Origin of the sequence: Anabaena cylindrica UHCC 0172 (genome assembly GCF_034931625.1) — a bacterium.
GTDB classification, from domain to species: Bacteria; Cyanobacteriota; Cyanobacteriia; order Cyanobacteriales; family Nostocaceae; genus Anabaena; species Anabaena cylindrica_A.
Genome location: NZ_JAYGGY010000010.1, coordinates 16,479 through 41,819 on the forward strand (window position 1 = coordinate 16,479; position 25,341 = coordinate 41,819).

Sequence of the window (25,341 nt, forward strand, 5' to 3'; positions counted from 1 at the left end):
CACAGAGGCGCAGAGGAATAAGGAGTTGAGAGATTTTTGCTTTAGGTGGTTGAGTATTTTTGGATTTGGAAGTCCCTTATAAAACTATCTTTGCCCATTTTTCTAGCTCTAAAGGTAACAAAATTGTTAAAAAAAAACTGCAAAATGTGCTAAATGTATGTTTCTAGTTTACAAGTACAGGCAAAATCCCCTAATACTCGCTTCCTGTTAAAGTTAACTGCCCATGAAAACAGTATCACTTGATCGCCAACAAACCTTAGTGCAATGGGTAAGCCAAGCCACAGGAATCAGCACTTTCGGGGTGAAAGTCCGGTTGCTGGGAAACGACCTGCACATACTTTGTGAAGGTACAGACTGCCCGCAACGTTGGCACACTCTGTCTGATTTGTTGCAAGCACTACAGCAAACAGATTTGGATAGCTTAACCAGTGAGGAACAATCCCCAATATACCAAGTATTGGTCTACGGTCGAAAAAAAGGCTCACACCATCCTCAATGGTGTCATCGGGTTTATTTAAATCAATTAGATCGGCATCTAGAGCAGGTACAGCAAGCCATGTTAGTAGAAGCACAAAAAACACAACTACCTGGTGGGGCGCTGATTGTCTCTAATGAAAGTTTGGCACGCCAAGGAAATCCAGATGCGATCGCTCGCTATTTGAGCGAAAATCTGAGTAGCTTGGGTGTGGCAGTACAAGTCAAAAGTCTACCCCATAATGCCAAGGCCAAATCTCAAAAAATAGTCAATCGTCTCTGGATCTTCTGTCAGTCGAGTTATAGCCCAGATGCCACCTTGTTGGCCGAACCAGTAGCCCAAAAATTAAGGCATCTCAAACTGGTTGGTTATGAAGACGCAATCATTGTCTCTCAAGTGAAGGGAGAAATAGACCCTGATTGGCGGCTACGGGTGGATTTGACACCACCGGAAACGATGTTGAAGGAGTGGGCGCGTTGGGGAGATGTGCAAGCGATCGCTCGATTGTTAACAGAGGTATTATCAGATTTAAAAATCTCTGTCCAAGCTTCTCTCAAAGAATTTACCCTACATATCTTTTGTACCCCAGCAGTTGATCCTGTCAAAACCGCTCCTGCACCAGAGAAGGAACTGTGTTTACAAATTATTCTCTCTCAGTTAGAAGCGATCGCCCCCCAAGGTATTCTGGCAGCAGCTATCTATGGACAAAAAACAGGCGAACAACAACCCGCTTGGGTAGATTGGTTGTCTTTACCATCCGCTAAACATCCCGCTTTAGCAACATCTACACTAGCCTTAGGTTCTACAGGTGATGAACCAGCTATTATTTTTTTACTAGAACGCCTACTCAATCCTGACATGGATTGGCGCTTAAAAACTGGTGGTATTCGCGTCCTCCTGCTTCGTAAAGGTGACTTACTACACGTAATGTGTGATGCGCCTAATTGCCCTACACGCCAACAAGTCGCCAGCAAAGTTACTCAATTTGTTCGTCAACTTAATATCCCTGATCTTTTTGGTGTCAGAGTTTACGGTCGTCGTGCCGGCGATAATCAACCCGTATGGCATCACGGATTTGATTTTACACAACGTCACAGATTAGTCCCAGAAGCCACACCAGAATTTGCTGCTACTGCTGAATATTTCAGTGAACTAGTCACAAATGAAACTGACGAGCCAATTCTACGTCCTGATTTAACAACCCAGGAAGTTCAAAGTTTTGTCACCGAAACAGCACAAGATTGGATAGAAACTGCTCACAAAAAAGTTAAAAAATTACTTGTGGGAACTCAATTATTTGCAGAACCCAACCACTCCATCGAGCAGAACCCTGATGAACAAGGATTTTTAGCTGGTCTAGTTTGGGTAGCATTGGGATTAATACTCACACTTCAAAGTGATTGGATGTTAGGTTACGTCCTAACTCGTACTGTCTCAAATTCACTCAAACGTAATAGTGCTTTATCCTCACAGGCATCGTTGACATCAGGAGAAGACCCAAATCAGAGAACAACAGCATTTTTTACTAGCAACAACAACATAAAATCTGCTCAGGGAAGTAATTCGGGATTTAATGCCTCTGGTTTTACCCAAAATGATGTCACTTCATCAGAAAAGTTACCATCTGCACCATTGAAAGCAAAAGCCAGCGCTACTGCTATTCTTTTAGCAGCACGCTCTCAAATGCCAAGTTTTAATGCTAGGCAATTAGATGAGCAATTTGCACTTTATAAACAGCGTTTAGCCACAAATGGAAAACCACCAGATATCCTGATTATTGGATCTTCTCGTGCCTTAAGAGGTGTTGATCCCGTTGCCCTTTCTAAAGCTTTGACAACTCAAGGTTATCGCCAAGTTGATATATTTAACTTTGGTGTTAATGGTGCAACAGCCCAAGTTGTAGACTTGATAATTCGTAAAATTTTAGAACCCTCAGAACTACCAAAACTGATTATTTGGGCAGATGGTTCTAGGGCTTTTAATAATGGAAGAGAAGATATCACTTTTAACGCCATTGCTGCATCAAAAGGCTATCAACAAGTTTTACAAAGAGCCACGAAACCTGTCATTAGTGATCAATCACCTCAACAACAGGAAAATGCTGCCCAAAAGGCAGAAATCAAAAATGAAACCTTAGATTTTAATAGCTATCAAATTGCTAATGATTGGTTAAATCAAGCTGTGGTTGGTATATCTGCTAGTTATCAATATCGTGACCAAATTAAAACACTTTTACAAAAACAACTCAACCATTTACCTTTTAGCAATAACCATCAGCCAGTCACAGTTCAATTGACAAACGATTTAGAAGAAGATAATTCTCTGCAAGCAGTTGATTTTGATGGTTTCTTACCTTTATCTATTCGTTTTAATCCTGACACATATTATCAAAAATATGCCAGAGTATCGGGAAGTTACGACAACGACTATAAATCCTTTCAATTAAAAGGTAATCAAGATGCAGCTTTACAATCATTATTAAAGTTTACAAAATCTCAAAAAATCTCCTTAGTTTTTGTAAATACTCCCCTCACAGCCGACTATTTAGATCCAGTCAGAACAAAATATGAACAAGAATTTCAACAATATATGTTAAATATTTCTACCACTAATACAAACTTTATTTACAGAGATTTAAGCCAAATTTGGCTCAAAGCAAATGAATACTTTTCTGACCCCAGCCACCTGAACCGCTACGGTGCTTATGAAGTTTCCAAAAAGCTGGCTGTTGACCCCATGATTCCCTGGATTTTTAAATAAGAGGGTGGGGAGGTAGGCGCAGGGTAAGAATTATCTATAACCTCTTCCCAATGACTAATGACCAATGACCAATGACCAATGACTAATGACTAATGACTAATGACTAATGACCAATGACCAATGACTAATGACCAATGACCAATGACCAATGACCAATGACCAATGACCAATGACCAATGACTAATGACCAATGACCAATGACCAATGACTAATGACCAATGACTAATGACCAATGACCAATGACCAATGACTAAAAAATGAAGTTTATATCAGTTTTTTACGGACTTTTTCTGCTGAGTATTCTGGGAATTTACTGGACTGTAGCCAATCAAAAATTACGCTTGTGGACTCTACTAATAGCTAGTATTGTATTTTATTCATCTTGGCATATTCAATATTTGCCATTACTACTAGTCTTGACTTTTATTAACTTTCGTCTAGGGTTAGAAATTGGCAAAAATACCTCACCAGGACAACATTCTCAAAACTGGAAAATTTCTAACGAAGATTGGCAAATTGCTCAAGCTGACTGGAATCTTAACAGACTGAAAATTTTGTGGTTTGGGATAATTTTAAATACAGGACTTTTACTATGTTTTAAATATTTACCCATTTTATTAAAATGGTTATTTGATTTATCTATAAACTCACCAGAAGCATCTTTTAAATTAACTACACCCTTGGGAATTTCTTTTTTTACATTTGAGTGCATTGCTTATTTAATAGATGTCTATCGTGGTGCGCCAGCTACTGACCAATTTCTGAACTTTGCCACCTACAAATTATTCTTTGCTAAATTAATTTCTGGACCCATTACTCGTTACCATAATTTAGCAGTTCAATTCGATACAGTACGATTTCCCAATGCTGATAGATTGGCAGAGGGACTGTGGTTAATTGCTAGAGGTGCGGTTAAAAAAGGTATTCTGGCAGATAATCTGGGAATTTTTGTTGATTTATGTTTTGGTAACTTGCAAAGAGCAGGTAGTGCTGATTTATGGTTAGCTACCTTTGCCTATGGCTTACAGTTATATTTAGATTTTAACGGTTATGTAGATATTGCTCGTGGCAGTGCTTTACTTTTTGGTTTAGTTCTGCCGGAAAACTTTGATTTTCCTTACTTCAGTACCAGTATTGCAGACTTCTGGCGACGCTGGCATATAACTTTAGGTGATTGGTTGCGTAATTACCTATATTTTCCTTTGGGTGGTTCTCGTCGGGGGTTGCTTCGCACCTGCGGAAACTTATTGATAGTGATGATCATAGCTGGGGTCTGGCACGGTTCCGCCTGGGGTTTTCTGATTTGGGGAGCATTACATGGTTTGGCCTTAGCAGTTCATCGTCTCACAGATGCAATGAGCGATCGCTTTAAAATTTTAACCCTATTTTGGGAAAACCCTCTAGGTATAGTTTTTGCTTGGTTTTTAACGCAGCTGATGGTTTTCACATCTTGGATTTGGTTCCGTCTTCCCAACCTTCAAGACTCTGCTTTTGTCATCCAACATCTTTGGGGTCATACTGCTGATGGACAATTTGCCGAAAAAGTCTATGTGGAAGCTTTAAATATCAGTCAATACCAACTCTCTTATTTGTTGATAGTTATAGCTGTTCTCATGAGTATAACCTATGCCTTTAAGCGAGGAATGAAATTAGAATTTAGCTGGCCTATCAAACTTGTTTTTGTACCTTTATGCTTTTACGCTGTTTGGTTACTAGCCCCTGAAGGTAGCTTACCTTATATCTATTTTGACTTTTAACTAATTCTTTTGACAGCATTTAGATTGCCTTAATTAGAGCTTGCTGAAAAATTTATTTTGTTTAGTGATAGCACAGCTTTTTATAGATAATGGTGCTGGAAATCCTGATTTTCAGGGCTATTTCTTCCGTAACTGTTCCTACTCATAATCATCTCAAACCTGAAAAAATGTTTGAGTTTTTCGCATAAATTCTCACAAAAAATATGAAAGCCTTTATGCTCCTGACTTTTACATTCTCTATCCTGAATACTTACATAAAATTAAGCTTTTAAGCCAATATATCCTTTTAAAGGTAACTAGAAAAGTCGTGTAATACATCTATCCAGAGTGTTATTACACTAATCAATATTTTTAGTAAATTTCATCCAAAAGGTATATTTTCTCTATATTTTACTTTGATGTTGATCAGCACAATTAATAATTAATAATGCCATTGTAAATTTACCCTGTCAGGGAATGATATCGGAACCAAGAATTATGACAGCAGTAGTTAAAAATCAATTAACAGAACATCAGTGGCACAATCTACCTGTACAGGAAGTAAGTCGATATTTAAACAGTAATATCAAAACAGGCTTAAATTCTACTGAAGTAGCCAAGCGCAAAGAAAGTTTTGGCGCTAACGAACTTAAAGCTAAACATGGAAAAAGTGCTTTACTGCGGTTTTTGCTGCAATTTCATCAGCCACTACTTTATATCTTGCTAATTGCCGGTGCAATTAAAGCATTTTTGGGACAATGGGTAAATGCTGGGGTGATTTGGAGTGTAACTCTGATTAACGCTATTATTGGTTTTGTGCAAGAATCGAAAGCAGAAAGTGCGATCGCAGCCTTAGCTTCCTCAGTCAAAACCAACAGCACTATTATCCGCAACGGGAATAAAATCCAAGTTTCCTCCACAGAATTAATTCCGGGAGACATAGTATTATTAACTTCTGGCGACAAAGTACCAGCCGATTTACGACTTGTGCAAATCCGTAATTTACAAGTCAACGAATCGGGATTAACAGGGGAATCCGTTGCTGTTGAAAAAAATACCCAACCCGTAGACGCAGATTCAGCCCTAGCAGAACGCACTAATATGGCTTATGCTGGCAGTTTTGTCACTTTCGGAACTGGGAAAGGTATTGTAGTTGCCGTTGGTACAGCCACAGAAACCGGGCGTATTTCTCAATTAATGGAACAAGGAAACATCCTCAAAACCCCATTAACCCGGAAATTTGACAAATTTAGTCGCACCTTACTTTACATTATTTTAGCAATAGCAGCCCTTACATTTGCCGTTGGCCTAGGACAAGGTAAAACCTGGGTGCAAATGTTTGAACCTGCGGTAGCTTTTGCTGTGAGTGCCATTCCTGAAGGATTACCCGCTGTAGTCACTGTCACCTTAGCAATTGGTGTTTCCCGCATGGCACGCCGTCATGCCATTGTTCGCAAATTGCCCGCAGTCGAAACTCTAGGGGGCGCTACAGTTATTTGTTCTGACAAAACTGGGACTCTGACTGAAAACCAGATGACAGTACAAGCCATCTATGCAGGTGATCAGGATTATACTGTCACGGGTACAGGCTATACACCAAGCGGAAAAATTTTACTCAATGAAAATCCTCTAGATTTTAATGATTTTCCTCCTCTAGCAGAATGTTTAAAAGCGGGCTTGTTATGCAATGATTCCCACTTAGAAAATAAAGATGGGCAATGGATAGTAGTTGGCGATCCTACCGAGGGTGCATTAATAACTGCTGCCAATAAAGTTGGGTTAACCCGTGACAACTTACAAGCGAGTATATCCAGGATTGATGTCATCCCCTTTGAGTCGGAGTTTCAGTACATGGCAACTCTGCATGAAATTGAACAACAAGAACGAATTATTTACGTTAAGGGTTCGGTAGAAGCAATTCTCAAGCGTTGTCAACAGGTGTTAAATTCTGCTGGAGAATTTTCTCCTGTAGATGCCGATACCATAAATCGGCAGGTTGAGACAATGGCGCATCAAGGTTTACGGGTGTTAGCTTTTGCCAAAAAATCAGTATTAGAGAATCAAGTCTCATTAGATCACGCAGATATCAAAAATGATTTGATTTTCTTAGGCCTACAGGGGATGATCGATCCACCTCGTGCCAAAGCTATCAAAGCTGTGCAAGCCTGTCAACAAGCTGGGATTCAAGTGAAGATGATTACAGGTGATCATGCTGTCACGGCTGCTGTGATCGCATCTCGCATGGGTTTTAATCATCATCGGGAAATTCTGGCTTTTACAGGTGCTGAACTGGCGAGAATGGAAAAACCAGAACTAGCCACAGCCATAGAAGATGGGGTAGTATTTGCCCGTGTGGCACCAGAACAGAAATTGCGGATTGTGGAAGCACTGCAATCTAAAGGTGAAATAGTCGCCATGACGGGGGATGGTGTGAATGATGCACCTGCCCTCAAACAAGCGGATATTGGTATTGCTATGGGTGGGGCTGGTACGGAAGTTGCCAAAGAAGCCGCTGATATGATTTTGACAGATGATAACTTTGCATCTATAGAAGCTGCCGTTGAGGAAGGAAGAACAGTCTACAGTAATCTCCTCAAAGCGATCGCATTTATACTGCCAGTCAATGGTGGTGAATCTATGACAATTTTAATTAGCGTTTTGTTAGCCAGAGATTTACCTATTCTATCTTTACAAGTTCTCTGGTTAAATATGGTGAATTCCATTGCTATGACAGTTCCCTTAGCCTTTGAACCCAAATCTGATCGGGTGATGCAACAACCCCCACGGAACCCCAAGGAAAAATTACTTTCTCCTAATCTAGTCAAGCGCATTTTCATTATTTCTATCTTTAACTGGATTTTAATTTTTGGTGTATTTGAATGGATGCGACAAACAACAGGTGATATTGCTGTTGCCCGCACAATGGCAATTCAAGCTTTAGTAGTAGGCAGAATTTTTTACCTGTTAAGTATTACCCAATTAGGTATTGCTATTTTTGATAAAATTCGCGGAATTAGACGAGAAATAAGCGATCAAACTGCAATGTATGTAGGAATTGCCAGCACTGTAATTTTGCAGATTATTTTCAGCCAATGGAGTTTGATGAACCAATTATTTTATACGGCTTCCTTAGACTTGAGTCAATGGTTAATTTGTCTACTTGTCGGCTTGCCTATGATTGCAGTAGCTGCTTTAGCCAATCGTTTGGACTCTAGTTTTTAAGAAATTATTTGTGGTGTAGGCATCCTACCCACATCAATTATTCTGTAAATCTGAGAGTAAAGTCAATTCCAAAGTATTTGGGCTAGAGGTGCAAACCATGAAAATTTATTTACTCAAACCAAAACATATTTTTTGGGCAAGTGTCTTTTTACCTGTTATTTTACTTTTGCCTGTTTCGGGTTGGGCTATAACCATACAAGAAGTCCCCAATCCTCGCAAAGAGTCTGGTGGCTGGGTAACTGATATGGCAGAAATTCTCAACGATGAAACAGAAGCCCAAATCAATCAGATGATTTCTGAATTGGAGACAAAAACAGGCAAAGAAATGGTAGTAGTAACTGTGCTAACAACGAGTCCTGCTGCATCACCAAAAAGCTTTGCTACGGAATTGTTTAATTATTGGGGAATCGGTAAGAAAGGACAAGATAATGGCGTATTATTTTTGATATCAGTAGGCGATCGCCGCGTAGAAATTGAAACTGGTTATGGCGTAGAAGGAATTTTACCAGATGCTAAAGTCGGCAATATTATCAAAACCGAAATCATCCCCCATTTCAAAAAAGAAGATTTTGCAGGTGGTACGCTGGCAGGAAGCAAAGCATTAATAGTAGTTCTCAACTCAGATCAAGCATCATCGGGAAATACTCTAACCATCCCGAATAAAATATGGGGCTTCACTCTATGGCAATTTTTAGTTTTTTCAGTTGGGGGAATAGTTGCAGTCGGAGGTAATTTTTATCTACTTTTTCGTCCTCAAAAAATATTCCTTGAACCAGGAGGGCGAACTCGTAGACACAAAGCCAATTACGTTTTTTTATGTGGTAACTGCAAACAGCCAATGGAAAAACTAGACAAATCTACAGTCCAATCTTGTTTGAGTGAAGAAGAAAAAATAGAACAACAACAAGGCAAGATTAAGTTTCAGGGTTGGAGATGTCTTAGTTGTCATCCGCAACATACTGATAATAGTGTTCACATTGTTGGGATCGAGTCCTTTCGTATCGGTACTAGTAGCAGTGGTGGCAGTAGCAGTGGTGGCAGTAGCGGGGGCGGGGGCTTTGGAGGTGGTAGTAGCGGTGGTGGTGGTGCTGGTGACAGTTGGTGAAGTACCTACACTAATGCCTTCCGCGTCGTCTGATTAAACCCGTGTTTAAATAAGTCTTACACAGCGTTTCTAGTCTAATAAATCTTATGAACAATCAAGGTAAAAGAGTTCCTGAAAATATTGCTCCAGAAGTGTTAGAGTTAGCTTCGCGTTACTATGCCAATCAAACTCAAGGTTATTCAGCTTCGGAGTTAGTAGCCGCAGGTAAGGAAGTTGATATTCCTGCCGAATTTATTCAGCAAGCCATCCTGGATGTTCAAGCAAAGCATAAACAACAATTACAGCAACAACAGCAATTAACCAACCTGCGTCAAAAAATTCTGATTGCTGCCACTGGTGTAGTAGCTGCGTTAAGTGTTTGGAGTGCCTGGACTTACAACTCCATTCAAAATAGTAACTCCAAAGTACAAGCCGCTTGGGCGCAAGTCGAAAATCAACTCCAGCGTCGTGCTGATTTGATCCCCAATTTGGTGAATGTCACTCAAGCTTATGCTAAACAGGAAAAAGAGTTAGTCTCTTTATTAGTGCGATCGCACGAAGCTTATTTGCAAGCGGCTACTCCTGATGACAAAGTTGATGCAACAGTGCAAGTTAATCAAGCTATTGACCGTTTTCGTGATTATGCCACCATTAATCCCCAATTGCAATCGAGTCAATTATTTACTAATCTTCAGTACGAAATTACAGGGACTGAAAATAGATTAGCTGTAGAAAGAATGCGTTATAACCAAGCAGTGCAAGTTTATAATCAAAAAATTCAAACTTTTCCTAATTTCTTCGTGGCTAATACTCTTGGCTTTGAGAAGAAAGAATTTTTAAGAGCTACAAATATTGATCTTCCCAAAATTCCTGGGTAATGATTCCTGATTTTGGCAAAAAACATCAAAGCAAAATCCACAAAATCTTTAAATCCTGAGAATCCGACTTTTGAATGTGTATTTTAATACGATAAAGACTGGCTTTTTACAGCAAATGCCTAAGTATACACATTAAATGTCATATTTAATTGGGGAAATAGATTTTTATTAAGCAATTCACTATAAAATTTAAAATTTAAAATCTAAAATTACTATGGCAAATCTAACTCCTAATTCTAGTTTCAGTGTCACCCTGCGTTTACAGATTCCCAATCGGGTGGGGATGTTAGCATCTGTAACCCAAGCGATCGCTCACAGTGGTGGTAATCTAGGACAAATTGATTTAATTGAGCAAAGTCGCCAAGACTCCACCCGCGATATTACAGTCGATGCAGCCAGTACCGAACACGCTGAAGCTATTGTCCAAGCGGTAAAAGTCTTACCAGAAATTAAAGTGATTAGCGTGTATGACCGCACTTTTAATTTACATCGTGGTGGCAAAATTAGTATTACTAGTAGAATTCCTCTGAGGAGTGTTTCCGATCTCGCAATGGCTTACACGCCAGGAGTCGGTAGAATTTGTACAGCGATCGCCCAAAATCCAGAAGAAGTTTACAATCTGACTATCAAACAAAACACGGTTGCTATTGTCACCGATGGTAGTGCTGTCTTAGGATTGGGCAATTTGGGGCCTGCGGCTGCTTTACCAGTAATGGAAGGTAAAGCCATGCTATTTAAGGAATTTGCCGGGTTAGATGCTTTTCCTATCTGTCTAGATACCCAAGATACAGATGAGATTATCAAAGCTGTGAAGAATATCGCCCCTGTATTTGGTGGTGTGAATTTAGAAGATATTGCTGCACCTCGCTGTTTTGAAATTGAAAAAAGACTGCGAGCAGAATTAAATATCCCGATTTTTCATGATGACCAACATGGTACAGCAATTGTCACCTTGGCAGCGTTGTTTAATTCTCTGAAACTGGTCAATAAATCAATTGCAGACATTCGGATTGTCATTAACGGTGCTGGTGCTGCTGGAGTAGCGATCGCTCGTTTACTTCGCAAAGCCGGCGCAGAACACATTTGGATGTGCGATTCTAAGGGCATCATATCAACTACTCGTACAGATTTAACCCCAGAAAAACTGGAATTTGCAGTTAAAGCCCAAGGAACTTTAGCCGGTGCAGTACAAAGTGCAGATGTCTTTATCGGTGTCAGCGCACCCGGAGTTTTAACACCAGAGATGGTACAAGGCATGAGCAAAGATGCAATTGTATTTGCAATGGCAAATCCGATCCCCGAAATTCAACCAGAATTAGCACCTGACAATGTTGCAGTTATGGCTACAGGTCGGAGTGACTACCCCAACCAAATTAATAACGTCCTGGCGTTTCCTGGGGTGTTTCGTGGGGCTTTAGATTGTCGGGCTAGTACGATTACTACTACGATGTGTTTAGAAGCTGCCAGTGCGATCGCATCTTTAGTTAATCCTTCAGACTTGAATCGAGAACATATCATACCTTCGGTTTTTGACCAACGTGTTGCTACTGCTGTTGCTGCTGCTGTACAACAAGCTGCACGAGCGGAAGGTATCGCTCAGAGTTAATGACTAGCCCTTCGGGGCGGAAACAGAGGAAGAAATAACTCTGAAAAATCAGGGTTGCAAACACCTTAAACTTTCTTGTGGTGCGGGCAGGATGCCCAGCAATCATCTGAAATGTGTCCTTGTTTCACCCCCTTATATTTATGTATGGGGTTTTCCCCTTCCTCTCTGCTCCTTATCCTCTTTTTTGACTCCTCACGGCTGAATTATAATTTGTGGGTTTTTGCCCAGCTTTTCATCACACCAACACAGCAAGTTATACTAGAAATGGTGGCAAGTTGAAATTACACCAGTCAGTAACTCAGGGCTAAAGCCACTGAGCTTGCAAGAGTAATCAAGCAAGCTGTACTGACCAGACCACCCTCAGCGACTTGCCCTGAGCAAAGTTGAAGGGTAGCCGTTATTTGAGTCAAGACACCGGAGAATGCGACGCTAGTTTTCCGCTCTGTCGTTTGTAATTAAACAGTTTTAAAGTCACTGAAACAGTGTTACAAGCCAAATACAAGCCCAGATAACAAGGTCAAAGCGAACATTACCTGAGCAATCAGAGAGGCAGAAATGTCAAATTACGCATTAGTGATCGACACTAACAAACAACCTTTAAGCCCTTGTCACCCCTCGGTAGCAAGGAAATTATTGGCTTCTGGAAAAGCTGCTGTATTTAGGAGGTATCCCTTTACTATCATCTTAAACAAGTCATGCTCAGATGTTGTTACCCAAGCGATAGAACTCAAAATAGATCCTGGTTCAAAAACTACAGGCATAGCATTGCTTCAGGGCGAAAAAATCATTTTTGGCGCAGAACTTTCTCATCGAGGAAGTGCAATTAAAGCTTCCCTAGAATCCCGTCGTTCACTCCGCAGGGGGAGACGAAACCGCCATACTCGCTATCGTCAAGCCAGATTTTTGAATAGAACTCGGCCAAAAAATTGGTTAGCTCCAAGTTTGCAGCATCGCGTTGAGACTACCTTAACTTGGGTCAACAAACTCATTAAATTTGCTCCGATCACAAGGATATCTCAAGAGCTTGTCAGATTTGACTTGCAACAAATAGACAATCCAGAAATATCAGGTGTTGAATATCAGCAAGGCACTTTGTCCGGTTACGAAGTCCGTGAGTATCTACTTGAAAAATGGAAGAGAAAATGTGCTTACTGTGGGATTGAGAATGTCCCCTTGCAAGTTGAGCATATTCACCCCAAAGCCAGAGGTGGCACTAATCGGATTTCTAATCTTTGTCTTGCTTGTGAGAAGTGCAATATCAAAAAAGGCACTCAGGATATTGAGAAATTTCTGGCTAAGAAATCGGATCTTCTCAAATGTATTCTGGCACAAGCAAAACGACCTTTAAAAGATGCTGCGGCTGTGAACTCTACCCGTTGGGCATTATTTAACCGACTTAAAGAAACTGGTTTACCTGTTTCCACTGGTTCTGGTGGTCAAACTAAGTTCAACCGCACCAGATTAAACTTTCCTAAAACTCATTGGCTAGATGCTGCTTGTGTTGGGCAAATTGGAGAATTGGAAATTTTAACAAACAAGCCTTTGCTAATCAAAGCAACAGGGCATGGGACTCGTCAAATCTGTCGGACTGACAAATTTGGTTTTCCATCTCGATATGTGTCTAGAATTAAATTTGTTAAAGGTTTTCAGACAGGTGACATTGTGAAAGCAATTGTTACTACTGGCAAGAAAATCGGTAAATATATTGGTCGTGTTGCAGTTAGAGCAACCGGTTCTTTTAATATTTCCGCATCAAAATTGGTTCAGGGTATTAGTTATAAATGCTGCAACATCCTTCACCGCAAAGATGGCTACAATTACGCATTTTAGGATTGACAGGGATTAAAATCCCTTGAGCCGCATCCCACGAGGTTTTATGACTGAGCAACCCAACGCAGATTTATTGAAGACACCGATTGATGAACTAAAACCCAAGTCAGATAATGACTCTTGGCAAAACCGCATTTCCGGTGTTGTCAACAAAACCACAGCCAAATTAACCCAACTCCTACCTGTAGACCAAATAACACAAACCGTAGGCAAATGGTTTAGTGTCAGTGATGCCCAAGTTGCAGAGATTTTAGAGACGATTCGCGCTGAATTGCCTACTACAGAAGCATTGCTGTTAGGTAAACCCCAATCTGGTAAAAGTTCCATTGTCCGAGGTTTAACAGGGGTTTCTGCGGAAATTGTCGGACAGGGATTTCGTCCCCATACTCAAAACACCCAACGTTACGCTTATCCTTCCAATGATTTACCCTTACTAGTTTTTACAGATACGGTGGGATTAGGAGATGTAAATCAAGATACTGAAACAATTATTCAAGAATTAATTGGTGATTTAAAGACAGAAACAAATCGTGCTAGAGTCTTAATTCTCACAGTTAAAATTAATGATTTCGCAACTGATACCCTGCGACAAATTGCTCAAAAGCTGCGTCAACAATATCCAAATATTCCTTGTTTGTTAGTGGTGACTTGCTTACATGAACTTTATCCACCAGAGATAGAAGATCATCCTGGTTATCCCCCAAATTTTGCGGAAGTTAACCGAGCTTTTACAGCAATAAAAGAAAATTTCACAGGTTTATATAATAGTGCAGTTTTAATTGATTTCACTTTAGAAGAAGATGGCTATAATCCTGTATTTTATGGCTTAGAAGCACTGCGAGATAATTTAGCTGAACTTCTCCCAGAAGCAGAAGCAAAGGCAATTTATCAGTTATTAGATCAGCAAGCGGATGAAAAACTTGGTAATATCTACCGAGATGCGGGAAGACGGTATATTTTACCTTTTTCGATTATGGCAGCTACTTTAGCAGCAGTGCCTTTACCTTTTGCAACTATGCCAGTTTTAACGGCTTTGCAAGTCTCAATGGTGGGATTATTGGGTAAATTATATGGGCAAACGTTGACACCATCTCAAGCTGGGGGTATTGTGAGTGCGATGCCTTCGGCGGGCGCAGCCATCGCAGGTGGTTTTTTAGCCCAAGCCATAGCAAGGGAGTTAATTAAATTTATCCCTGGTTTCGGCAGCGTAATTGCTGCATCTTGGGCAGCTGCTTATACATGGTCTTTAGGTGAAGCTGCTTGTGTGTATTTTGGTGATTTAATGGGTGGGAAAAAACCTGATCCTCAGAAGATTCAAGCAGTGATGCAAGAAGCTTTTGAAGAGGCAAAAGAGCGGTTTAAGGGCATGAAAAGTTAGATATCACCAGATAAAAAAATACTCAACCACGTAACAAAAAAATCTCTCAAACACTCATTTTTCCGTGTCCTCTGTTCCTCTGTGGTATGAATCCCAATACTGCTCGGTTAAGAATTTTTGTAGGTTGGGTTGAACGATAGTGAAACCCAACAAATGCCTGTAAATGTTGGGTTTCGTTCCTCAACCCAACCTACCTAATTTCATTTTTTGAGCTTAACCGACAAGTATTGGTATGAATCTAGTGTGTTAATTCTGAATCCCTTATCCCATAAGACTTCATGCACAAAATGTGTCGCCCTATTTTTATGAGAAAGTCCCTGAAACAGATGTTTTCGGTATAAACTACGGTAACACCAATAATTTTCTGGACAATCCCTCCAAAAATACACAGAATTAACATACTAGTATGAATCCTACGTGAACGCTTTGGCGATACGTTTTTTTGGGTAATTTATAGCAGAAAAACAATTTTTTATTATTCTTTGTTTCTTGTGAAGTGAGCATCTTGCCCGCCTATAAAAAAATCCCCCACCTTGCGGCAGGGGATTTTAATTACTTACCTAAAACCAGTAGTCAGGATCAACCAAACTTACCAGCAGTAGAAGCAATGAGGAACGCTGCGTAGGTAACGATGTAGCCAACAGTGAAGTGAGCTAGACCAACCACACGAGCTTGAACAATGGAGAGAGCAACGGGCTTATCTTTCCAGCGAACTAAGTTAGCTAGAGGAGTACGCTCGTGCGCCCAAACCAAGGTTTCGATCAACTCTTGCCAATATCCTCTCCAAGAGATGAGGAACATGAAACCAGTTGCCCAAACTAAGTGTCCAAAGAGGAACATCCAAGCCCAAACAGACAAGTTATTCATGCCGTAGGCGTTGTAACCGTTAATCAACTGAGCAGAGTTAGCCCAGAGGTAGTCACGGAACCAGCCCATTAGGTAGGTAGAGTTTTCGTTGAACTGAGCAACGTTACCTTGCCAAATACCCAGATGTTTCCAGTGCCAGTAGAAGGTTACCCAACCAATGGTGTTTAACATCCAGAACATAGCTAGGTAGAAAGAGTCCCATGCGGAGATGTCGCAAGTACCGCCACGGCCTGGACCGTCGCAGGGGAACGCATAGCCGAAGTCCTTTTTATCGGGCATCAGCTTAGAACCACGAGCATCCAAAGCACCTTTAACAAGTACTAGGGTAGTAGTGTGGATAGCCAAAGCGAATGCATGGTGAACCAAGAAGTCGCCAGGGCCAATTGTTAAGAAGAGGGAGTTAGTACCAGAGTTAATGGCATCTAACCAGCCAGACAACCAAACGTTACCGTAGTTGGGATAGGCTGTGTAGGCGACGCTATCGGGGTTAGACAGCAATGTGTCTAAACCGTAGAGTACTTTACCGTGAGCAGCTTGAATGAACTGAGCAAATACTGGCTCAATCAAGATTTGCTTTTCAGGAGTACCGAAAGCAACAACTACGTCGTTGTGAACGTACAAGCCCAAGGTGTGGAAGCCCAAGAAGAGAGATACCCAGCTGAGGTGGGAAATGATCGCTTCTTTGTGCTGCAAAATCCGGTCTAATACGTTGCCCTTGTTTTGTTCGGGGTCATAATCACGTACCCAGAAGATGGCGGCGTGGGCGAATGCACCAACCATCAAGAAACCAGCGATGTACTGGTGGTGGGTGTACAGTGCTGCCTGTGTTGTGTAGTCCCTAGCAATGAATGCGTAAGGAGGCAGGGAGTACATATGCTGCGCCACCAAAGAAGTAATAGTTCCTAGTGCAGCCAATGCCAAAGACAGTTGGAAGTGCAGGGAGTTATTAATGGTGTCGTACAGACCTTGGTGAGGCAGGTTGAACTGACCTTCACTCTTGCTACCGGGAACTAAACCGGATTTGGAGTTCAGCATTTCTTTGATGCTGTGACCAATTCCGAAGTTAGTGCGGTACATATGACCGGCGATGATGAAGATTACAGCGATCGCTAAGTGGTGATGAGCCATGTCGGTCAACCACAAAGATTCTGTTTGGGGGTGGAAACCGCCCAAGAAGGTGAGAATCGCTGTACCAGCACCAGTGGAAGTACCAAACAGATGACCCGCAGTGTCAGGGTTCTGAGCGTAAACGCCCCAGTTACCTGTGAAGAAGGGGGTCAACCCTGCTGGGTGAGGTGCGGTGCTTAAGAAGTTATCCCAGCCAACGTGAATACCACGAGATTCAGGAATAGCAACGTGAACCAAGTGACCTGTCCAAGCCAAGGAGCTAACACCGAACAAACCAGCTAAGTGGTGATTTAAACGGGGTTCAGCACTCTTGAACCAAGAAAGACTAGGACGGAACTTGGGTTGCAAATGTAACCAACCAGCAAATAGGAACACTGCTGCCAACAAGAGCAGACCTAATGAACCGGTGTACAGTTCAGTATTTGTCCGCATCCCGATGGTGTACCACCAGTGGTAAACACCGGAGTAAGCAATGTTTACAGGGTTGCTTGCTCCACCTTGGGTGAAAGCTTCAACCGCAGGCTGACCGAAGTGAGGGTCCCAAATCGCATGGGCGATGGGACGGACGTGAAGGGGATCTTTAATCCACTGTTCAAAGTTACCTTGCCAGGCTACGTGAAACAGGAGGCTGGATGCCCACAGGAAGATGATTGCCAAGTGACCGAAATGCGTAGCGAAAATCTTTTGGTAAAGATTTTCTTCCGTCATGCCATCGTGGCTTTCAAAATCGTTGCCTGTAGCGATCGCATACCAAATCCGACGAGTAGTCGGGTCCTGTGCGAGATCCTGGCTAAATTTTGGAAATTTTGTTGCCATAGGTTTTGATATGTCCTCTGACCTTTAGCCATCAGGTATCAGTGTTTAGAGTTCTGAGTTTTGAGTCCTGAGTCCTGAGTTTTTACTGATTACTCAGCACTCAGCACTCAGCACTCTACAAACTGATTGCTACCCTACTGAAAGGATGTGTGCGTGGAAGAATGCCCAAGTGGTGGCAATTCCTCCTAATAGATAGTGAGCCACACCTACAGCACGACCTTGAGTGATGCTCAAAGCACGAGGCTGTATTGTTGGTGCTACTTTCAGTTTATTGTGCGCCCATACAATGGACTCAATTAGTTCTTGCCAGTAGCCACGACCACTGAACAGGAACATTAAGCTGAATGCCCAAACAAAGTGAGCGCCTAGGAACATGAGTCCATAAGCAGACAGTTCACTTCCGTAGGAGTTGATTACCTGTGTAGCTTGCGCCCACAGGAAGTCACGCAACCAACCATTGATGGTGATGGCGCTTTCGGCAAAGTTACCGCCAGTGATGTGAGACACATTACCTGCTGCGTCTACGGTTCCCCAAACGTCAGATTGCATTTTCCAACTAAAGTGGAAAATTACAATTGACAGGGAGTTATACATCCAGAACAGTCCTAGGAACACATGGTCCCAACCGGACACTTGACAAGTACCGCCACGACCTGGACCGTCGCAAGGGAAGCGGAAACCTAAGTTTGCCTTGTCTGGAATCAAACGAGAACTGCGGGCGTAAAGTACGCCTTTAAGCAATATGAGAACGGTAACGTGAATGGTGAAGGCGTGGATGTGGTGAATCAAAAAGTCTGCTGTACCCAATGCAATGGGCATCATCGCAACTTTTCCGCCTACAGCCAAGATACCGCCGCCAAATGCGTAGCTAACTGGTTCTAAAGCATTGGGTGCTGTACCGCCTGGAGCCAGTGTGTGCAAGTTTTGTACCCACTGAGCAAACACAGGTTGCAACTGAATAGCTGCGTCAGAGAACATATCTTGGGGACGACCCAAGGCACGCATTGTGTCGTTGTGAATGTACAAACCAAAGCTATGGAAGCCTAGGAAAATACAAACCCAGTTGAGGTGAGAGATGATAGCATCACGGTGACGAATGACGCGATCCAGGACGTTGTTTTGGTTAACAACAGGATCATAATCACGAACCATGAAGATTGCTGCGTGAGCAGCACCACCAACAATCAAGAAGCCACCGATCCAAATATGGTGAGTGAAAATGCACAACTGTGTAGCGTAATCAGTTGCCAAGTATGGATAGGGAGGCATCGCGTACATATGATGCGCGATGATGATTGTCAAGGAACCCAAGAAAGCCAGGTTAGTAGCTAACTGAGCGTGCCAAGAGGTGGTCATGTTTTCATAAAGACCTTTGTGACCTTCACCAGTGAAGGGGCCTTTATGGTTTTCTAGGATATCTTTGATGCTGTGACCGATACCCCAGTTGGTACGGTACATATGACCAGCGATGATGAACAGTACAGCGATCGCTAAGTGGTGATGAGCAATATCACTCATCCACAAGCCGCCTGTAACGGGATTCAAACCGCCTTTGAAGGTCAGAATGTCAGCATAAGTTGCCCAGTTCAAAGTGAAGAAGGGTGTAATACCACTAGCAAAGCTAGGATACAACTCTGTAATCAAGTCCTTATTCAAAATGAACTCATGAGGCAAGGGGATGTCCTTAATGGCAACACCTGCATCTAGTAGCTTGTTGACTGGTGCGGACACATGGATTAAGTGACCAGCCCATCCCAACGAACCACAACCTAGCAATACTTGCAAGTGGTGATTTAGCATCGACTCCGCATTCTGGAACCATTCCAGTTTAGGAGCGCGTTTGTGGTAATGGAACCAACCAGCAAATAGGAACAAGCCTGCTAGTACCAAGCCACCAATCGCGGTGCAGTAGAGTTGGAAGGAGTTGGTGATACCCCAGCCACGCCATACTTGAAACAAGCCAGAGGTGATTTGAATGCCGTGGAAACCACCGCCCATATCACCGTTTAATATGTCTTGTCCCACAATGGGCCAAACTGTTTGAGCGCTAGGCTTAACGCCTAATGGATCAGTTAACCAAGCTTCGTAGTTGGAGAACTTAGCGCCATGGAATAACATTCCGCTCAACCAGATTGTCACTACAGCCAAGTGGCCAAAGTGTGCTGAGAAGATTTTGCGGGAAATGTCTTCTAGGTCGCTTGTATGTGTATCGAAGTCGTGGGCATCAGCATGAAGGTCCCAAATCCAGGTGGTGGTTTTTGGACCTCTGGCTAGAGATTTGGCAAAGTGTCCAGGTTGCGCCCATCTCTCAAAAGAGGTGGGGACTGGATCATTGTCAACGATGACTCTTGCCTTTTTTGCCTCTCGCTCCGGAGGACTAATCGTCATTCGACCTCCTCTGTGAATAGGGAATGAGGAATCATGAATACCACCGAGTGAATTTTACTCGTCGTTTCCAGGGTTTTTCTGGAGCCGTGTGGAATAGTTGTTTCTGTTGAATTATAGAGTCTGTACTGGCACATTGTTAGAGACATTTTAACAATAATTCAAACTTGCCAATTTTATTGTCATATCTGCCTTTTATATTCAAACTTTTTGTAAAAAAGTCAATAGTTTTTCTATTTAATTTACAAACTATAACAATTCTTAAAACTAATGGTTAATCGTGAATATAGGCATAAAACTTACTGTTATGGCTGTATATTTTCGTTGTATCTCAAGTTAAATTGGAAATTTATGTCAAATATATTACGGTTTTTGCATATTTTATGATAAAGATGCAAAAACATTGAGTGTATTTGCCGCTGACCTAAATCTTTGGGTCTATATTTCACCAGTCACAATTTGCGTCACAATGATTTGTCAGTTGTTGAAGACGATCATAGGGTGAAATGCATGACCTCTGGGCAAAAGAAAGCTTTAGCGAAACTCTTCTCTAAGAATTTCCCGATCTTCAAATGGGTAATGACATTGCTGCTAGTCTTGACTTTAAGCAGCTGTGTCGAAAAAGCTGGAAGCCAAGAAGTATCGGTTAAGCAACAAGACAGATCATCACAGATATCTAAAGTTTCTCGGCAATTTTCAGAAACAGCCCCTCCTGATATCATCCAAGAACTACGTTCTAGCTTGGAAGTTTATCAGCCACAGGTAACAATCCTGACTCCTCAACCAAATGAAGTTCTCAACGAGAATACAGTTACAGTTCGGTTGCAAGTGAAGGATCTACCAATATTTAAAGATCCACAATGGCAACTAGGACCCCATCTGCACGTAATTCTCGATAACCAACCTTATATAGCGGTTTACGACCTCAGTCAGCCTCTTATTTTGCCAGACTTGTCCGCAGGTACTCATACTTTACGTGTATTTGCATCTCGTCCTTGGCATGAAAGCTTTAAAAATGAGGGCGCTTATGCCCAAACAACATTTCACCTGTTTACTAAAACCGACGATAACAATCCTGACCCTAATCTACCCCTTCTCACTTACAGTCGTCCTAATGGTAGTTACGGTGCAGAACCCATCATGTTGGATTTTTACCTAACTAACGCGCCTTTGCATATTGTTTCTGAGGATAATCTTGAAGACACAATGAGCGATTGGCGTATTCGCTGCACAATTAATGATGAAAGCTTTATTCTCGATCGCTGGCAATCAGTTTACCTCAAAGGCTTCAAACCCGGTAAAAACTGGGTACAACTGGAATTTCTCGATAATCAGGGAAATCCTGTAAAAAACGTTTTTAATAGCACAATTAGGCTAATTAACTACCAACCTGATGGTAAAGATACCCTTTCGAGAATGGTTAGAGGGGAAATTACGGTTGATGAGGTACGCGGTATTGTAGACCCGAATTATATAGTTAAGATTCCGGTTACTGAACCTACTCCTACCGTAACGCCAAAAGTTGAAGAAACACCAGCACCTCAACCCCAAGTAGAAAAAACGCCTGTTCCGGAAATTGAAGTTCCTGAAGTTCCTCAACCCCAGGTAGAGAAAACGCCTGTTCCGGAAATTGAAGTTCCTCAACCCCAGGTAGAGAAAACACCTGTTCCGGAAATTGAAGTTCCTGAAGTTTCTCAACCCCAGGTAGAGAAAACGCCTGTTCCGGAAATTGAAGTTCTCCAACTACAGCCGAAAGTAACACCCACTCCTGCGGAATTACCAGAACAAGAAAAATCAACTTCTGAAAAAACGGGATTGAACCGATTAAGTGGTTATTTTGAGCGTAAAATCTCGTCTACACCTGCAAATCTAATTAAATAAAAATACTCAGGTGTAAATTTTGGGATAAAGCTTCTATGAATGCCAGCCCTGCGACAGGATTGCCTATATGATCTAAAGCAGGACTGTAGCAAGCGATCGCTCCTTGATTTGGTGCGATCGCTAATAACCCTCCGCTAATACCCGATTTCATCGGTAAACCAACTCTGACGGCATACTCCGCAGAAGCTTCATATAATCCACAAGTTAACATCACGGCGTTAACGATACGGCGGTTTTCTGAATTGATCAAACTGCTTTCACAAGCTAATAATTTTCCCAATAAAGCTAAATCCTGTACAGTTCCAGAGATACAGCATATTTGTTCGTAAGTGTCAAGAGCAATTTCAATATTTTCGATATGACCATTTTGAATCAGATGATGTGCGATCGCTATATTTGCCGGTGAACGAGTAACACGAACTGAAGCCAGCATTTCCAAATCTACATATAGTTGACAACCTGCCGCTTTATTCAGCCATTCACAAAATAAATAGGCGCGATTGTTTGCATCCTCTCCAGGTAGTTTATATGCTAGGGTAATAGCACCACTATTAATCATCGGGTTGCGAGGGTGTCCATTATCAGCAACTAATTGTTCCAAAGAATTAAAAGGCGCTTCTGAAGGCTGCACTCCAACCCATTTGAATACCTTTTCTGCTCGAAAAAGCTTTAGCAAGTATAATAATGAAAATACCTTAATCACACTCATCAAAGGAAATACACAAGCTGTATCCCCTAAACTATAATTTTCACCTGACTGACAGCAGATGTGAAACGCAAACCAATTAGGGTTAGCTACAGCCAAAAGAGGAATACGTTCAATCACACTTCCCTGTATTCCTTGGGTTTTGGCTTCCTGTACCCAAAGAGCTAAATTATTTATATTGATTTTTCCGAGTTTTTTCAAAACCGTCTATCTAAAATCTACAATCTCAACTTACTATGATTCCCCGTGTTAGATCACCAGAACTACCGCAAAATTACCCTTGGTTAAATATAGTTAAACCCTTATCCCTAAAATCGCTCAAAGGTAGAATTGTCATTTTAGACTTTTGGACATACTGTTGTATTAACTGTCTGCACATATTACCAGGCTTGAAATATTTAGAGCGCAAATATCAAGATAGTCTAACTATTATTGGTGTCCACTCTGGAAAATTTAACAACGAAAAAGAAATTGAAAGCATCCGTCAAGCTATTCTACGTTATGAAATTGAACACCCAGTTTTAGTTGATAATGATTTTCGCGTTTGGGAAAATTATACTGTCAAAGCCTGGCCTACTTTAATTATTATTGACCCACAAGGATACGTTATTGGTCAGTTTGCTGGAGAAGGGCATCTTCAAGTCATTGAAAACATGATTATTCAACTTCAACATAAAAATCAAGATCACATCAATTGTCAAAAATTTCAATTCACTTTAGAAAAACAGCATCAACCATTAATTACACCCCTAGCTTTTCCGGGTAAAGTCTTAGCTACACGAGTAGGTTTGTTTATTGCTGACTCAGGACATCATCGTATCATCATGACCAGTTTTGATGGTGAAATTCTGTATGTAATTGGTACAGGAAAATCTGGACTAACTGATGGTGCTTTTAATCAAGCACAGTTTTCTACACCCCAGGGAATAACATTTGATGATGAAAATCAAATTCTTTACGTTGCTGATACAGAAAATTCTACCTTACGACAAATTGACTTACAGCGACAATTAGTAGAAACTATTGCAGGAACTGGCCAGCAAAACCATATTATTAGTCCTCACGGAGGTGTGGCACTCGAAACAGCCCTGAATTCCCCTTGGGATTTACAAAAAGTAGGCAATAAATTGTTGATTGCAATGGCAGGATCACATCAAATTTGGGAAATGGATTTAAAACGAGGTACTATTCAAACCTTTGCTGGTACGGGTGCAGAAGGTTGTTTTGATAGTACACTTGCTGAATGTGCCTTTGCTCAACCTAGCGGCATTACCACCAATGCTCAGGAATTATTTATTGCTGACAGTGAAGTTAGCTCAATTCGAGGTGTAGAACTCAACGAACAGGGTAAAGTGTGGACTATTTGCGGCAGTGGTATGTTATTTTGCTTTGGTGATATGGATGGAGAAAAGCTAGATGTCCGTTTGCAGCACTGTTTAGGTGTGGAATATTTCCAAAATCACCTGTGGGTAGCAGATACTTACAACCACAAAATTAAATTGGTAGATACTACAACAGGGAATTGTCAAACTATCTTAGGAGATGGTTTACCTGGTTTTCAAGACGGACAAGGTCAGAATACGCGGTTTTCAGAACCTTCAGGACTCAGTGGGATAGATTCATATTTATATATCAGTGATACCAATAATCATGCCATCCGCCGTGTCAATTTGAAAACGCTAACCGTGCAAACATTAGATTTTCCTGGTTTGCGTGCGCCTAGCCTATCCCGGATTTCTCATATATCTGCATTGTAAAAGGTGAATTTGCAACGTCAAATGCACAAATACTGCCTTGCCAGCAGAAGAATCAAGATTAAATAAACTTCAAAGACGCGTAGACTCGGAGTGGCTTTCCGTAGTGTAGAACGCGAAGAAAAAAAAGAATATAGGTAATATTACAGTAGGAGGAGAGTATGTGAAGCGGGCTATGATAACAACAAATATATGGTTTCAAGAGGATGTTTTACAATTTATTGATGATGTATCAAAAATCTTTAGATCCTCCTAACTCTGTGAAAAGAGGGAAACAGGAGTTAAAATTCTCCTCAGAAGGGCGATTTAAGACTATATCTCGAAAAATATTCTTTAAAATCGCTTAATAGGTTTAAACTTTGCCAAAAAAGAATTCAATCTAGATGGTCAGAATCAACATGAATAATAAATACATTCCTTTGAATTGTGAAGATGATATTCTCTCTTTGGGAAAAGATATATTTAAAATAAGTAGATTTAAGGAGTTAGTTATCCGAGAAGTTAGAGAAAATTTAATCCTACAAATTTGTAATTCTGAGCAACGGCCGCAAGGATCAATCATACAATTATTTAAAACTGTTCAAATAGGAGAAGAAGTTATAGACATAAATAACATTCAATTTCAGTTTTTCAAGGCTTGTCAATTACTAATAAGAGGTAGTAAAAACTGGCAAACAGGAAAACTGAAGGTTCAGATATCTGTATCACCTTTAGGTCAACAAGCAGATGAGGTATACATAGAATTTTATTCTGATGAATTAGATGAGCTATTAGCATTAGAAAATTTGCAACACATTTCTAAAAATATGACTTACTCTAAATCATATTGATTTGC

Annotated in this window: 14 protein-coding genes; 11 read left to right on the forward strand and 3 right to left on the reverse strand. The window is 41.2% G+C overall.

Annotation, left to right across the window (positions count from 1 at the left end; genetic code table 11):
* Window positions 1–223: 223 nt before the first annotated feature.
* From VB713_RS04615 to VB713_RS04650, 8 genes are all read left to right on the forward strand, one after another.
* A complete protein-coding gene (locus tag VB713_RS04615; protein ID WP_323310407.1) occupies window positions 224–3,235 on the forward strand; it encodes a DUF1574 domain-containing protein in 3,012 nt (1,003 codons plus the stop codon).
* Between the two features lie 257 nt (window positions 3,236–3,492).
* Complete coding sequence (locus tag VB713_RS04620; RefSeq protein ID WP_323310408.1) at window positions 3,493–4,992, forward strand: MBOAT family protein; 1,500 nt, start codon at window positions 3,493–3,495, stop codon at window positions 4,990–4,992.
* A gap of 477 nt (window positions 4,993–5,469) precedes the next feature.
* The gene (locus tag VB713_RS04625; protein ID WP_323310409.1) at window positions 5,470–8,193 is read left to right on the forward strand and encodes an HAD-IC family P-type ATPase; all 2,724 of its coding nucleotides are present in this window, start codon (window positions 5,470–5,472) and stop codon (window positions 8,191–8,193) included.
* Window positions 8,194–8,290: 97 nt separating this feature from the next.
* On the forward strand, window positions 8,291–9,298 hold the full coding sequence (locus tag VB713_RS04630) for a TPM domain-containing protein (protein ID WP_323310410.1): 1,008 nt from the start codon (window positions 8,291–8,293) through the stop codon (window positions 9,296–9,298).
* Between the two features lie 86 nt (window positions 9,299–9,384).
* Window positions 9,385–10,155 carry a LemA family protein gene (locus VB713_RS04635; RefSeq protein WP_323310411.1) on the forward strand — a complete coding sequence of 257 codons (771 nt, stop codon included), beginning with the start codon at window positions 9,385–9,387 and terminating at the stop codon, window positions 10,153–10,155.
* A gap of 214 nt (window positions 10,156–10,369) precedes the next feature.
* Window positions 10,370–11,761 (forward strand): malic enzyme-like NAD(P)-binding protein, encoded by a 1,392-nt coding sequence (locus VB713_RS04640; protein WP_323310412.1) that lies wholly within the window; start codon window positions 10,370–10,372, stop codon window positions 11,759–11,761.
* A gap of 555 nt (window positions 11,762–12,316) precedes the next feature.
* Complete coding sequence (gene iscB / locus VB713_RS04645) at window positions 12,317–13,591, forward strand: RNA-guided endonuclease IscB (RefSeq protein ID WP_323310413.1); 1,275 nt, start codon at window positions 12,317–12,319, stop codon at window positions 13,589–13,591.
* 46 nt (window positions 13,592–13,637) lie between these two features.
* Window positions 13,638–14,969 carry a 50S ribosome-binding GTPase gene (locus VB713_RS04650; protein WP_323310414.1) on the forward strand — a complete coding sequence of 444 codons (1,332 nt, stop codon included), beginning with the start codon at window positions 13,638–13,640 and terminating at the stop codon, window positions 14,967–14,969.
* A gap of 579 nt (window positions 14,970–15,548) precedes the next feature.
* Here VB713_RS04650 and psaB read toward each other — a convergent pair.
* Both psaB and psaA read right to left on the reverse strand, forming a co-directional pair.
* Window positions 15,549–17,780, reverse strand: coding sequence for a photosystem I core protein PsaB (psaB, locus tag VB713_RS04655; protein WP_323310415.1), 2,232 nt, complete (start codon window positions 17,778–17,780; stop codon window positions 15,549–15,551).
* A 129-nt stretch (window positions 17,781–17,909) separates the two neighbouring features.
* The gene (psaA, locus tag VB713_RS04660) at window positions 17,910–20,168 is read right to left on the reverse strand and encodes a photosystem I core protein PsaA (protein WP_323310416.1); all 2,259 of its coding nucleotides are present in this window, start codon (window positions 20,166–20,168) and stop codon (window positions 17,910–17,912) included.
* A gap of 507 nt (window positions 20,169–20,675) precedes the next feature.
* On the opposite strand from psaA, the gene VB713_RS04665 reads away from it, so the two are divergent.
* A complete protein-coding gene (locus VB713_RS04665) occupies window positions 20,676–22,046 on the forward strand; it encodes a hypothetical protein (RefSeq protein ID WP_323310417.1) in 1,371 nt (456 codons plus the stop codon).
* Here VB713_RS04665 and VB713_RS04670 read toward each other — a convergent pair.
* Window positions 22,039–22,953: a glutaminase gene (locus tag VB713_RS04670; RefSeq protein ID WP_323310418.1), complete on the reverse strand. Its 915-nt coding sequence runs from the start codon at window positions 22,951–22,953 to the stop codon at window positions 22,039–22,041. The genes VB713_RS04665 and VB713_RS04670 overlap by 8 nt on opposite strands.
* 35 nt (window positions 22,954–22,988) lie before the next feature.
* Here VB713_RS04670 and VB713_RS04675 point away from each other — a divergent pair, with 35 nt between their 5' ends.
* Together VB713_RS04675 and VB713_RS04680 are read left to right on the forward strand one after the other, a co-directional pair.
* Complete coding sequence (locus VB713_RS04675; RefSeq protein WP_323310419.1) at window positions 22,989–24,509, forward strand: thioredoxin-like domain-containing protein; 1,521 nt, start codon at window positions 22,989–22,991, stop codon at window positions 24,507–24,509.
* A 395-nt stretch (window positions 24,510–24,904) separates the two neighbouring features.
* Window positions 24,905–25,336 (forward strand): KGK domain-containing protein, encoded by a 432-nt coding sequence (locus VB713_RS04680; protein ID WP_323310420.1) that lies wholly within the window; start codon window positions 24,905–24,907, stop codon window positions 25,334–25,336.
* The last annotated feature ends 5 nt before the right edge of the window (window positions 25,337–25,341 follow it).